Source organism: Shigella flexneri 2a str. 301 (assembly GCF_000006925.2).
Classification (GTDB): domain Bacteria; phylum Pseudomonadota; class Gammaproteobacteria; order Enterobacterales; family Enterobacteriaceae; genus ECMA0423.
Window position 1 is genome coordinate 41,028 of the sequence record NC_004851.1, and the last position, 11,690, is coordinate 52,717.

General features: G+C 48.0%; 17 protein-coding genes and 5 other annotated features. Of the genes, 11 read left to right on the forward strand and 6 right to left on the reverse strand.

Going from position 1 to position 11,690, the window contains the following annotated elements:
* Positions 1–169 precede the first annotated feature (169 nt).
* From ipaH2.5 to CP0056, 3 genes are all read left to right on the forward strand, one after another.
* The gene (ipaH2.5, locus tag CP0054; RefSeq protein NP_858187.1) at positions 170–1,861 is read left to right on the forward strand and encodes an invasion plasmid antigen; all 1,692 of its coding nucleotides are present in this window, start codon (positions 170–172) and stop codon (positions 1,859–1,861) included.
* Positions 1,859–3,164: a mobile genetic element, on the forward strand. (Overlaps the previous gene by 3 nt.)
* Complete coding sequence (locus CP0055; RefSeq protein NP_858188.1) at positions 1,913–2,239, forward strand: IS629 ORF1; 327 nt, start codon at positions 1,913–1,915, stop codon at positions 2,237–2,239. Its footprint overlaps the feature before it by 327 nt.
* A complete protein-coding gene (locus CP0056; RefSeq protein NP_858189.1) occupies positions 2,454–3,122 on the forward strand; it encodes an IS629 ORF2 in 669 nt (222 codons plus the stop codon). Its footprint lies within the feature at positions 1,859–3,164.
* Here the strand turns inward: CP0056 and CP0057 are convergent.
* The 4 genes from CP0057 to CP0060 form a co-directional block, all read right to left on the reverse strand.
* On the reverse strand, positions 3,162–3,350 hold the full coding sequence (locus tag CP0057) for an IS600 ORF2 (RefSeq protein ID NP_858190.1): 189 nt from the start codon (positions 3,348–3,350) through the stop codon (positions 3,162–3,164).
* Positions 3,184–3,752 (forward strand) — a mobile genetic element (partial). It overlaps the preceding gene by 167 nt.
* Positions 3,386–3,688, reverse strand: a complete 303-nt coding sequence (locus CP0058; protein NP_858191.1) for an IS600 ORF1 — start codon at positions 3,686–3,688, stop codon at positions 3,386–3,388. (Overlaps the previous feature by 303 nt.)
* Before the next feature lie 3 nt (positions 3,753–3,755).
* Entirely contained in the window at positions 3,756–4,238 is a 483-nt protein-coding gene (locus tag CP0059) for a hypothetical protein (protein ID NP_858192.1), read from the reverse strand.
* Positions 4,229–4,531, reverse strand: coding sequence for a hypothetical protein (locus CP0060; RefSeq protein ID NP_858193.2), 303 nt, complete (start codon positions 4,529–4,531; stop codon positions 4,229–4,231). The genes CP0059 and CP0060 overlap by 10 nt, the downstream gene beginning before the upstream one ends.
* A gap of 271 nt (positions 4,532–4,802) precedes the next feature.
* Between CP0060 and CP0060a the strand changes: the two genes are divergently transcribed.
* The 3 genes from CP0060a (at position 4,803) to CP0062 (ending at position 6,564) form a co-directional block, all read left to right on the forward strand.
* Positions 4,803–5,075 carry a hypothetical protein gene (locus CP0060a; protein YP_145811.1) on the forward strand — a complete coding sequence of 91 codons (273 nt, stop codon included), beginning with the start codon at positions 4,803–4,805 and terminating at the stop codon, positions 5,073–5,075.
* The gene (locus tag CP0061; protein NP_858194.1) at positions 5,056–6,264 is read left to right on the forward strand and encodes an IS1294 transposase; all 1,209 of its coding nucleotides are present in this window, start codon (positions 5,056–5,058) and stop codon (positions 6,262–6,264) included. Before CP0060a ends, CP0061 begins: the two co-directional genes overlap by 20 nt.
* Positions 5,083–6,436 (forward strand) — a mobile genetic element (partial). It overlaps the preceding gene by 1,182 nt.
* Positions 6,334–6,564, forward strand: coding sequence for an ISSfl1 ORF2 (locus CP0062; protein ID NP_858195.1), 231 nt, complete (start codon positions 6,334–6,336; stop codon positions 6,562–6,564). It overlaps the preceding feature by 103 nt.
* A 148-nt stretch (positions 6,565–6,712) precedes the next feature.
* Here the strand turns inward: CP0062 and ospC2 are convergent, their stop codons facing one another.
* Together ospC2 and CP0064 are read right to left on the reverse strand one after the other, a co-directional pair.
* A complete protein-coding gene (ospC2, locus tag CP0063) occupies positions 6,713–8,167 on the reverse strand; it encodes a hypothetical protein (protein ID NP_858196.1) in 1,455 nt (484 codons plus the stop codon).
* Between the two features lie 316 nt (positions 8,168–8,483).
* On the reverse strand, positions 8,484–8,681 hold the full coding sequence (locus CP0064) for an IS1 encoded protein (RefSeq protein ID NP_858197.1): 198 nt from the start codon (positions 8,679–8,681) through the stop codon (positions 8,484–8,486).
* Positions 8,507–9,187 (forward strand) — a mobile genetic element (partial). It overlaps the preceding gene by 175 nt.
* On the opposite strand from CP0064, the gene insB reads away from it, so the two are divergent.
* From insB to CP0069, 5 genes are all read left to right on the forward strand, one after another.
* Complete coding sequence (gene insB, locus CP0065) at positions 8,756–9,214, forward strand: IS1 ORF2 (RefSeq protein NP_858198.1); 459 nt, start codon at positions 8,756–8,758, stop codon at positions 9,212–9,214. (Overlaps the previous feature by 432 nt.)
* Positions 9,186–10,491 (forward strand) — a mobile genetic element. (Overlaps the previous gene by 29 nt.)
* Complete coding sequence (locus CP0066) at positions 9,240–9,566, forward strand: IS629 ORF1 (RefSeq protein ID NP_858199.1); 327 nt, start codon at positions 9,240–9,242, stop codon at positions 9,564–9,566. Its footprint overlaps the feature before it by 327 nt.
* Positions 9,781–10,449 (forward strand): IS629 ORF2, encoded by a 669-nt coding sequence (locus CP0067; RefSeq protein NP_858200.1) that lies wholly within the window; start codon positions 9,781–9,783, stop codon positions 10,447–10,449. (Lies within the feature at positions 9,186–10,491.)
* On the forward strand, positions 10,415–10,903 hold the full coding sequence (locus CP0068) for a hypothetical protein (RefSeq protein NP_858201.1): 489 nt from the start codon (positions 10,415–10,417) through the stop codon (positions 10,901–10,903). The genes CP0067 and CP0068 overlap by 35 nt, the downstream gene beginning before the upstream one ends.
* A 19-nt stretch (positions 10,904–10,922) precedes the next feature.
* A complete protein-coding gene (locus CP0069; protein NP_858202.1) occupies positions 10,923–11,549 on the forward strand; it encodes an IS21 ORF2 in 627 nt (208 codons plus the stop codon).
* The last annotated feature ends 141 nt before the right edge of the window (positions 11,550–11,690 follow it).

Consider the following 11,690-nt stretch of genomic DNA (forward strand, 5'->3'; position numbering starts at 1 on the left):
AGTAATCATGCCGGGTCTGGCTGGCTAACACCCCATTATAAGGGGTACGAATAAAGTAACGGGGGAAAGCAATACCTGGAGAAAGAGTACAAAGCAAACTGTATTAAACTTAATAAGTTATATTGTATTTCACTAGAGTTCTTATCGTTGATAAGAAATTCTGGTTATAATGATTAAATCAACGAATATACAGGTAATCGGTTCTGGTATTATGCATCAAATAAACAACATACACTCGTTAACTCTATTTTCTTTGCCTGTGAGTTTGAGTCCATCTTGTAATGAATATTATTTAAAAGTCTGGAGTGAATGGGAAAGGAACGGTACCCCAGGCGAGCAACGCAATATCGCCTTCAATAGGCTGAAAATATGTTTACAAAATCAAGAGGCAGAATTAAATTTATCTGAGTTAGATTTAAAAACATTACCAGATTTACCGCCTCAGATAACAACACTGGAAATAAGAAAAAACCTATTAACACATCTCCCTGATTTACCACCAATGCTTAAGGTAATACATGCTCAATTTAATCAACTGGAAAGCTTACCTGCCTTACCCGAGACGTTAGAAGAGCTTAATGCGGGTGATAACAAGATAAAAGAATTACCATTTCTTCCTGAAAATCTAACTCATTTACGGGTTCATAATAACCGATTGCATATTCTGCCACTATTGCCACCGGAACTAAAATTACTGGTAGTTTCTGGAAACAGATTAGACAGCATTCCCCCCTTTCCAGATAAGCTTGAAGGGCTGGCTCTGGCTAATAATTTTATAGAACAACTACCGGAATTACCTTTTAGTATGAACAGGGCTGTGCTAATGAATAATAATCTGACAACACTTCCGGAAAGTGTCCTGAGATTAGCTCAGAATGCCTTCGTAAATGTTGCAGGTAATCCATTGTCTGGCCATACCATGCGTACACTACAACAAATAACCACCGGACCAGATTATTCTGGTCCTCAAATATTTTTCTCTATGGGAAATTCTGCCACAATTTCCGCTCCAGAACACTCCCTGGCTGATGCCGTGACAGCATGGTTCCCGGAAAACAAACAATCTGATGTATCACAGATATGGCATGCTTTTGAACATGAAGAGCATGCCAACACCTTTTCCGCGTTCCTTGACCGCCTTTCCGATACCGTCTCTGCACGCAATACCTCCGGATTCCGTGAACAGGTCGCTGCATGGCTGGAAAAACTCAGTGCCTCTGCGGAGCTTCGACAGCAGTCTTTCGCTGTTGCTGCTGATGCCACTGAGAGCTGTGAGGACCGTGTCGCGCTCACATGGAACAATCTCCGGAAAACCCTCCTGGTCCATCAGGCATCAGAAGGCCTTTTCGATAATGATACCGGCGCTCTGCTCTCCCTGGGCAGGGAAATGTTCCGCCTCGAAATTCTGGAGGACATTGCCCGGGATAAAGTCAGAACTCTCCATTTTGTGGATGAGATAGAAGTCTACCTGGCCTTCCAGACCATGCTCGCAGAGAAACTTCAGCTCTCTACTGCCGTGAAGGAAATGCGTTTCTATGGCGTGTCGGGAGTGACAGCAAATGACCTCCGCACTGCCGAAGCCATGGTCAGAAGCCGTGAAGAGAATGAATTTACGGACTGGTTCTCCCTCTGGGGACCATGGCATGCTGTACTGAAGCGTACGGAAGCTGACCGCTGGGCGCAGGCAGAAGAGCAGAAGTATGAGATGCTGGAGAATGAGTACTCTCAGAGGGTGGCTGACCGGCTGAAAGCATCAGGTCTGAGCGGTGATGCGGATGCGGAGAGGGAAGCCGGTGCACAGGTGATGCGTGAGACTGAACAGCAGATTTACCGTCAGTTGACTGACGAGGTACTGGCCTGAACCGCCCCGGGAATCCTGGAGACTAAACTTCCTGAGAAAGAGGTAAACAGGATGACTAAAAATACTCGTTTTTCCCCCGAAGTCCGTCAACGGGCAGTCCGTATGGTTCTGGAAAGTCAGGGAGAATATGACTCACAATGGGCGACAATTTGTTCCATTGCCCCAAAGATTGGCTGTACGCCGGAGACTCTGCGTGTCTGGGTTCGCCAGCATGAGCGGGATACCGGGGGCGGTGATGGAGGGCTCACCACCGCTGAACGTCAGCGTCTGAAAGAGCCGGAGCGTGAAAATCGTGAACTGCGCCGCAGTAACGATATCCTTCGCCAGGCTTCCGCTTATTTTGCGAAGGCGGAGTTCGACCGCCTCTGGAAAAAATGATGCCACTGCTGGATAAGCTGCGTGAGCAGTACGGGGGCGGACCGCTATGCAGCGAACTGCATATTGCCCCGTCAACGTATTACCACTGTCAGCAACAGCGACATCATCCGGATAAACGCAGTGCCCGTGCGCAGCGCGATGACTGGCTGAAGAAAGAGATACAGCGCGTATACGATGAAAATCACAAGGTATACGGTGTAAAGTCTGGCGTCAGTTGTTACGGGAAGGTATCAGAGTGGCCAGATGCACTGTGGCACGTCTCATGGCGGTTATGGGACTTGCCGGTGTTCTCCGGGGTAAAAAGGTCCGTACGACCATCAGCCGGAAAGCCGTTGCCGCAGGCGACCGCGTAAACCGTCAGTTCGTGGCAGAACGACCTGACCAGCTGTGGGTGGCTGATTTTACTTACGTCAGCACATGGCGGGGCTTCGTCTATGTGGCGTTCATCATTGATGTGTTTGCCGGATGCATCGTGGGGTGGCGGGTCTCATCGTCCATGGGCCTGACATTCGTGCTGGATGCACTGGAGCAGGCGTTATGGGCCCGTCGACCGTCCGGCACGGTCCATCACAGTGATAAAGGTTCTCAGTATGTATCGCTGGCCTACACACAGCGGCTTAAGGAAGCCGGATTACTGGCATCAACAGGAAGTACAGGCGACTCGTATGACAACGCGATGGCGGAGAGCATCAATGGTCTTTACAAAGCGGAGGTAATACACCGTAAGAGCTGGAAAAACCGTGCAGAAGTGGAACTGGCCACACTAACGTGGGTGGACTGGTATAACAATCGACGATTGCAGGAAAGGCTGGGCCACATCCCTCCGGCAGAAGCAGAAAAAGCTTATTATGCTTCCATCGGAAACGATGATCTGGCAGCCTGAGTTCACAGATAAAACACTCTCCAGGAAACCCGGGGCGGTTCAACCGACGATAATTCCGTTATCTGCCAGCTCCGTCTGGAGCCGCCGGGTTCCATATGTTTCGCGAGTGCGGATATGTGCCACCTTAATCTCCAGTTTTAGCCGCTCATCACTTTGTTTTCTGTCTGAGGGGGCATGCTGTACCCGGTCGTAATAACCGCTCCTGGATACACCAGGTACCCGACACATCGCTTCAACAGGGAATTGTTGTCGCCATTGTTCGACTAACGCGTATTTTTCAGCGACTCCTGTGCAAAATACGCTGTTGCTTTTTTTAATATATCTCGCTCAAGTCGTGCTTCATTTAAAGCCTTACGCAGTTGCATAACTTCAGATTCCAGCTCAGCCACTGTGCGGGAGCCTGGTGTATTGAGCCCTTTTCTTGCGGCGGTAACCCATTGTCCTAAAGTGCCTTCAGGAACAGATAATCGGGAAGCTCCTTCACTGATCGAAAGCTGATTTTCAGGAACCGTTTTGACGGCTTCGGCTTTAAACTCCGTAGAGTAACGTTGGGTTTTTCTGCTCATTATTGGCTCCTTCTGATGCCATTCTATTTCAGGAAGGAGTGTCCGTTAAACTCAGGCTACCTCAGACTCAGACTTTATAAAACAAGGTATTAGGTGCCACAACTGACTGAACAAAACCAAAACGCTCATAAAATGCTCTGGCGTCATCATCAATTGCATGTACCATAACAGCCTTAATGCCAACCTGATCAGCCAGATTGACAACCCGGTGAATGGCATCACTTAGTAGCCATTTACCGAAACCATGCCCCTGGGTACAAACATCAACAGCCAGACGCCCTAACAGAACAACAGGGACAGGATTGGGCATGTTATGCCGCAAACTGCGACCAAGCTCGGCATGAGTGACGGAACCAGTAGCTAATGAGTAGTATCCCACAATACGTAAAGTATCCTCCAAGCAAATAACGAACGTGCGAGAAGCATTGAGCATCTGGTTTTTCATAGCCCGACCACGTAACCAGTTACTTAGCACCTCATTTCCACAGTCAAATGGCTGAAGTATATGCTCATCCGTCAACAATGCTGGCGCGGTGACATTTATTTCCATTCAGGCTTTACCGCCATCAGACGTTCACGCCCTTCTGCATTCTGCACAGGAGCTTCCAGTTGCGTAATAAACGAATCATAACGTTCGTTATCCAGCACAAATAAACGTTGATCCAGGATAATGTTTTTAGCTTCCTGGTACGCCAGTTCCATGATGAAATCGGTACGGTTCTTATTGACCAAGCTCGCAGCATAATCAATAACGGCTCGTTCCTCATCAGTTGCCCGGATGTTAATCTGATGTTCTCGCGGTGTTTTACGGACGCTTGCAGCTGTAGACATAAAAACCTCCATTGGTAACAATTTGCTATGCAATTAATGTTATCGCAAATGGTAACAGAACGCTATACAGAATCACTTACGGGAAAAGCGATCCCCTGATAAAAACAATGGCAGAGACCTGAACATTGTGACGATGATCTGTGTCGGCGCACAAATCATGTCTGATTACGGCCGTTTAATGTGATTTTGATAATGAAATGCCTGAACCACGGCAGCCTGGCGGCTGCAAATCGGGGTGTGGCAGAATATGAGCTTTCAGAGTAACCATCCAGAATGAGTTCCCATGTCACACAACCTGGAGCACCAGAAAGTCCACACCAGAATGGTGAAAGAGGTTCTGAAAGCCGTCGCCAGAGCCAATAATCACCCTTATAAGTCCGTATTTGCAGACTTTATCACCGGTCATCCCTCCTGCACGGTCTGTTTCTGGGAAACCTTCCACAAAATGTACCCGGATTCACCGTACGAATACGTCACGTTCTGCCATACCTGCCGTCGTTTTGATTTATACGAAACAGAAGCGGAGATGAAGGCGGATGACCCGAAGTGGTGGTGATTTTCAGCCCCGACCGCTGAAACGCCTGTTCACAACCAACCAGTGCTGGACATCCTTCCTGGATGCGGGCGGTCTGCGCGATATCGAGGTTGAGGCTGTCACAAAAATGCTGGCCTGCGGCACGCGGATACTGGGCGTGAAGGAATACATCTGCGATAAACCTGAGTGCCCCCACGTCAGATACGTCACTAACTCATGCGGCAGCCGTGCCTGCCCGTCCTGCGGAAAAAAGGCCACAGACCTGTGGATAGCGACACAGCTGAATCGTCTTCCTGACTGCGACTGGGTACACCTGGTCTTCACCCTGCCGGACACGCAGTGGCCGGTGTTCGAAAGCAACCGGTGGCTGCTGAATGACGTGTGCCGTCTGGCGGTGGAGAATCTGCTGTATGCCGCCCGGAAACGGGGGCAGGAACCCGGTATCTTCTGCGCCATCCACACGTATGGCCGTCGTCTCAACTGGCATCCGCATGTACATGTGTCTGTAACCTGTGGAGGTCTGAATAAGCATGGTCAGTGGAAAAAGCTGAGCTTCCTGAAAGACGCGATGCGTTCGCGGTGGATGTGGAATATGCGGCAACGGCTTCTGAAAGCGTGGTCAGAGGGGCTGGCGATGCCGGAGTCGTTGTCACATATCACGACGGAATCACAGAGGAGAAGCCTGGTGCTGAAAGCCGGAGGAAAATACTGGCATGTGTACATGTCGAAAAAAACGGCCGGCGGGAGGAATACGGCGCGCTACCTGGGTCGTTATCTGAAGAAGCCGCCGATAGCGGCCTCCCGGCTGGCACATTACAACGGAGGGGCGAGCCTGAGCTTCCGTTACCTGGACCACAAAACGGGAGAAACGGCGACGGAAACGCTGACACAGCGTGAGCTGGTCGCGAGGCTGAAACAGCACATCCCGGAGAAGTTTTTTAAGATGGTGAGGTACTTCGGGTTCCTTGCCAACCGGGTGTGTGGAGAGAAGCTGCCGCAGGTGTACCGTGCTCTGGGGATGGATAAACCGGAACCAGTGGCGAAAGTGTGCTATGCACAAATGGTGAAACAGTTCCTGAGTCGTGACCCGTTCGAATGCGTGCTGTGTGGCGGCCGGATGGTATACCGCCGGGCCATCGCGGGACTGAATGTGGAGGGGCTGAAGAAAAACGCGCGGGATATCAGTCTGCTGAGGTATATGCCGGCCTGACACAGGCTAAGTGTGCCCGGGAATCGGTGCAAGTATAAAAAACAGCCTGTTGCGGTATAAGAATCGACCATGCAGAGAGAGAAAACACCGGAGTGGAGGGAAAAGCAGAAAAGCTCACGTGGCATAAGGCGCGGACAGGGGTATCGCTTAGTTTTTCAATTTCCTATACGTGAACGGTGCTTTGGGCGGCTGAAAGAATATCGCCGCATCGCCACGCGTTACGACAAAACGGCGAGAAATTACCTGGCGATGGTGAAACTGGGCTGCATCCGACTCTTTTATCAACGCTTACGTAATTAAGGGACACAGCCTAGTCTCCAGGATTCCCGGGGCGTTCACCACATGCAATGTGTTGTTGCAGGGGAACGGTCTGCACCATCCCCTATATCGATCAATATAACAAAAATGACAACGTCAGATTCAGGGCACAACCTAAATATATTTTAGGTCACCTCCCAAATCGTTTGCCTGATACCGCTCCATTTTTTAATAAAAAATCAATTGTTTTTGAATCTTTGCTTTTCATTGCATTGTCAAGCATAGTGTCCCCACTATTTGCTTTTTGAAATCTTTTGTTTACATCAACCAATCCATTACTAATAAAATATTCTAGCACTTTATAGTTGGCACTATCTTCACTAAGTAAATACTCAACATCATACAGCTCACAATACATATTGTTGTTCATTTTCTCCATCTCTGCGATATCTTGTTTTGTAAAATTAAATTTAGATAGTAAATAAAGTGCCATATCAGATTTTGCATTGCCTAGAGAATAAGCAAGAGCTTGATGAGCCATTTTTTTATCAGTCACCTTATTGTTAATTTCTTCATAATTGGATGCTTTAATGGCATCCTCCAAAGATATATCTCTGAGTCTTATCTTTTTGAAGTTATCTGTGCTTAGCATTCTTGGTATATGATACTCAAGCTGAAACACAAAGTTTATAATTCTATCCAGACTAACAGGATCAATGTTTTTATTATAACAAAACTCTCGGAATCTTTGATCTTTACTCTTTCTTATAAAATCAATAAGATGCAACCCAATTCCAAGCCTCATATCTTTAGTATTAAATATTGGCACATCAGTTTTTCCCTGATTACCATGCACATACCTGCTAACTTCATCCACAACCTCTTTAAAGTTATCTAAGAAAAATGATTGGTGCTCATGGTAAAAAACAGGTGGAATAGCATTATCAAAGTGGTCGGTTAATGTCATATATCCATATGGAGAGTCATGATCAATGATATACGCATTAGCACCAAAATCCACAGTATGATGTGTTTTATTTAGTGGGAGTGTTTCTTGATGATTGGAAATTTCAACCCCAAAAAAAACAAAATCGTGGTTAGCTATTTCTTCAATATCCTCAGAGAATGTGTTTTTATATGTTTGTATATTCTCAGACTTAATTTTATCAAAGGACTTAATATTAAGAGTATTATTTGACAGGTTAGCGTTACTTTGATGTCTGAAGTTAAAATCAGAATTAATAATAATAGAGAGCAAGTGACGTTCATCCGAAGAAAGAGGATGAGTTTTTTGTATTATTTCAGAAAGATAGTGTCTGGACACCTTATCGAGGTGCTCAAGTGACCGAAATGATGACCGTGCTCCAGATGGCGCTTCAATAGAAAGATTTAATGATTTGAAACTGGTCCCTTGAGAGAACATTTTACTATAACTTTGCGCTGCTATAGACTTCCTTAAAAAGCTTTTCACAGTATCAGCACAGTGATCTAAATGTTTTTCACTTATGCCAGAAGAGGATGAGTTTGTTACGCATGATATGTTTTTTTGTAATGCTTTTGTATCTTTGTTCGGATTTATTTTTCCATCAACAAGATCAATATTGTTCTGAACATTAATATGATTTACTGCTTCAGGTATTTTCATAAAACATCCCCCATTATGTGCGTTTTTATCTGCAGTTATTTAGAATAATATTATCTAACTTAATATTTTCTTGTATGTATTATAACGAACATATTTTAATATGTTGTACGATTTTCACTCTGAAATCCCCTGAGTTTAATCACACTTCCTTTACTGAAAGGAATTATTGCAACAGTATTATTTGTTTTTGGATATATATCTTGCGCCTTGTTATGTAGTTAATGCTCAGAATATGATAGATAAAATAGAGACGCAAAACAGGGCATGCTCATAACATGATGATAACATAAAAAATTAGTAACAATAAATGAAAGAATCATGGGCGCTCAACAAAAAGAGGGTAATGCTGCCAACTTACTGATTTAGTGTATGATGGTGATTTTAAGGTGCTTGCGTAGCTTCCATTTCCATCAGATGTCCTTCCTGCTCCGCTACTGAAGGCGTGGTGCGTAACGGCAAAAGCACTGCCGGACATCAGCGCAATCTCTGCTCTCATTGCCGTAAAACATGGCAACTACAGTTCACTTACACCGCCTCTCAGCCCGGTACGCACCAGAAAATCATTGATATGGCCATGAATGGCGTCGGATGTCGCGCCAGTGCACGCATTATGGGCGTTGGCCTCAACACGGTTTTACGTCACTTAAAAAACTCAGGCCGCAGTCGGTAACCTCGCGCATACAACCGGGCAGTGATGTGATTGTCTGCGCTGAAATGGACGAACATTGGGGCTACGTCGGTGCTAAATCACGTCAGCGCTGGCTGTTTTACGCGTATGACAGGATACGGAGGACGGTTGTGGCGCACGTCTTCGGTGAACGCACTCTGGCCACACTGGAGCGTCTTCTGAGCCTGCTGTCGGCCTTTGAGGTCGTGGTATGGATGACGGATGGCTGTCCGCTGTATGAATCACGCCTGAAGGGAAAGCTGCACGTTATCAGCAAGCGTTACACTCAGCGCATTGAGCGACATAATCTGAATCTGAGACAACATCTGGCAAGGCTGGTACGGAAGTCACTGAACCGCCCCGGGAATCCTGGAGACTAAACTTCCTGAGAAAGAGGTAAACAGGATGACTAAAAATACTCGTTTTTCCCCCGAAGTCCGTCAACGGGCAGTCCGTATGGTTCTGGAAAGTCAGGGCGAATATGACTCACAATGGGCGACAATTTGTTCCATTGCTCCAAAGATTGGCTGTACGCCGGAGACTCTGCGTGTCTGGGTTCGCCAGCATGAGCGGGATACCGGGGGCGGTGATGGAGGGCTCACCACCGCTGAACGTCAGCGTCTGAAAGAGCCGGAACGTGAAAATCGTGAACTGCGCCGCAGTAACAATATCCTTCGCCTGGCTTCCGCTTATTTTGCAAAGGCGGAGTTCGACCGCCTCTGGAAAAAATAATGCCACTGCTGGATAAGCTGCGTGAGCAGTACGGGGTCGGACCGGTATGCAGTGAACTGCATATTGCCCCGTCAACGTATTACCACTGTCAGCAACAGCGACATCATCCGGATAAACGCAGTGCCCGTGCGCAGCGCGATGACTGGCTGAAGAAAGAGATACAGCGCGTATACGATGAAAATCACAAGGTATACGGTGTAAAGTCTGGCGTCAGTTGTTACGGGAAGGTATCAGAGTGGCCAGATGCACTGTGGCACGTCTCATGGTGGTTATGGGACTTGCCGGTGTTCTCCGGGGTAAAAAGGTCCGTACGACCATCAGCCGGAAAGCCGTTGCCGCAGGCGACCGCGTAAACCGTCAGTTCGTGGCAGAACGACCTGACCAGCTGTGGGTGGCTGATTTTACTTACGTCAGCACATGGCAGGGCTTCGTCTATGTGGCGTTCATCATTGATGTGTTTGCCGGATGCATCGTGGGGTGGCGGGTCTCATCGTCCATGGAAACGACATTCGTGCTGGATGCACTGGAGCAGGCGTTATGGGCCCGTCGACCGTCCGGCACGGTCCATCACAGTGATAAAGGTTCTCAGTATGTATCGCTGGCCTACACACAGCGGCTTAAGGAAGCCGGATTACTGGCATCAACAGGAAGTACAGGCGACTCGTATGACAACGCGATGGCGGAGAGCATCAATGGTCTTTACAAAGCGGAGGTAATACACCGTAAGAGCTGGAAAAACCGTGCAGAAGTGGAACTGGCCACACTAACGTGGGTGGACTGGTATAACAATCGACGATTGCTGGAAAGGCTGGGCCACATCCCTCCGGCAGAAGCAGAAAAAGCTTATTATGCTTCCATCGGAAACGATGATCTGGCAGCCTGAGTTCACAGATAAAACACTCTCCAGGAAACCCGGGGCGGTTCATGCCGTCAGGCAGCAGCGAAGCAAAGCGTTACTGACGTCGCTGAATGAATGGATGGTGGAGAAGAATGGTACGCTGTCGAAAAAATCCAGACTGGGCGAAGCGTTCAGCTATGTACTGAATCAGTGGGATGCCCTCTGTTATTACAGTGATGACGGTCTGGCGGAGGCGGACAATAACACAGCAGAAAGAGCGCTTCGTACCGTCTGTCTCGGGAAAAAGAATTACATGTTCTTCGGCAGCGATCATGGAGGCGATCGCGGAGCTCTGCTGTACGGACTAATCGGGAGCTGTCGGTTGAACGGTATCGATCCAGAAGCGTATCTGCGCCATATCCTGAGCGTACTGCCGGAATGGCCTTCCAACCGAGTTGACGAACTGCTGCCATGGAACGTAGTTCTCACCGATAAATAAGCGTCAATACGGCCTTCCGTTGACGCTTACAGAACTCCTGTGGCGCGAGAGTGAAAAACTGCGTCGTTATAAAAAGGAGGCCCGGTTGCCAGTTGCCAAAACGCTAAGCGAATACGACTTCATTCAGTTGCCGGAACTGAATGGAGCTCAGTTCCAGCAACTCTGTGAAACGACAGACTGGGTTGATGCTGGAGAAAACGTTCTGCTGTTCGGGGCCAGCGGGTTGGGGAAAAGCCATCTGGCGGCAGCGATCGTGGATGGCGTAGTAGGCCAGGGCTACCGGGCCCGGTTCTACAGCGCAGGAGAGCTGTTGCAGGAACTACGTAAAGCCAGAGCTCAGTTGAAACTGAATGAGCTGCTACTGAAACTGGATCGCTACCGGGTGATAGTGGTGGATGATCTTGGCTATGTCAAACGCGACAGCGCCGAAACGGGTGTGCTGTTCGAGTTAATAGCGCATCGCTATGAACGTGGGAGCCTGGTGATAACCAGTAACCATCCGTTCAGCATGTGGGGCAGCATCTTCGTGGATGAGACTATGGCGGTGGCGGCAGCAGACCGACTGATCCATCACGGATATATGTTCGAACTGAAAGGGGAAAGCTACAGGAAAAAGACAGCGAAGGCAGTAACAAGCGTGACTTGATGTCGCACTGAAGGGGCGGCCAGTATAGTTGGCGCCAGTCGGCAAAACTAGTTGACGTCTAATACCTGGACGGTCACTTCTGAGAAAAGGCATTTACACAGAATCTTAAACAGGCTCACGGAGTTCTTTCAGAAAAAGGCC

Excerpts from the sequence above, each read along its gene's own strand:
- CP0058 (NP_858191.1), bottom strand. The coding sequence starts at position 3,688 with ATGAGCAGAAAAACCCAACGTTACTCTACGGAGTTTAAAGCCGAAGCC.
- CP0061 (NP_858194.1), top strand. The coding sequence starts at position 5,056 with ATGACCCGAAGTGGTGGTGATTTTCAGCCCCGACCGCTGAAACGCCTG.
- CP0060 (NP_858193.2), bottom strand. The coding sequence starts at position 4,531 with ATGGAGGTTTTTATGTCTACAGCTGCAAGCGTCCGTAAAACACCGCGA.
- CP0057 (NP_858190.1), bottom strand. The coding sequence starts at position 3,350 with ATGTGTCGGGTACCTGGTGTATCCAGGAGCGGTTATTACGACCGGGTA.
- insB (NP_858198.1), top strand. The coding sequence starts at position 8,756 with ATGTCGCGCCAGTGCACGCATTATGGGCGTTGGCCTCAACACGGTTTT.
- CP0066 (NP_858199.1), top strand. The coding sequence starts at position 9,240 with ATGACTAAAAATACTCGTTTTTCCCCCGAAGTCCGTCAACGGGCAGTC.
- CP0055 (NP_858188.1), top strand. The coding sequence starts at position 1,913 with ATGACTAAAAATACTCGTTTTTCCCCCGAAGTCCGTCAACGGGCAGTC.
- CP0062 (NP_858195.1), top strand. The coding sequence starts at position 6,334 with ATGCAGAGAGAGAAAACACCGGAGTGGAGGGAAAAGCAGAAAAGCTCA.
- CP0068 (NP_858201.1), top strand. The coding sequence starts at position 10,415 with ATGCTTCCATCGGAAACGATGATCTGGCAGCCTGAGTTCACAGATAAA.
- CP0060a (YP_145811.1), top strand. The coding sequence starts at position 4,803 with ATGTCACACAACCTGGAGCACCAGAAAGTCCACACCAGAATGGTGAAA.
- CP0059 (NP_858192.1), bottom strand. The coding sequence starts at position 4,238 with ATGGAAATAAATGTCACCGCGCCAGCATTGTTGACGGATGAGCATATA.
- ospC2 (NP_858196.1), bottom strand. The coding sequence starts at position 8,167 with ATGAAAATACCTGAAGCAGTAAATCATATTAATGTTCAGAACAATATT.
- ipaH2.5 (NP_858187.1), top strand. The coding sequence starts at position 170 with ATGATTAAATCAACGAATATACAGGTAATCGGTTCTGGTATTATGCAT.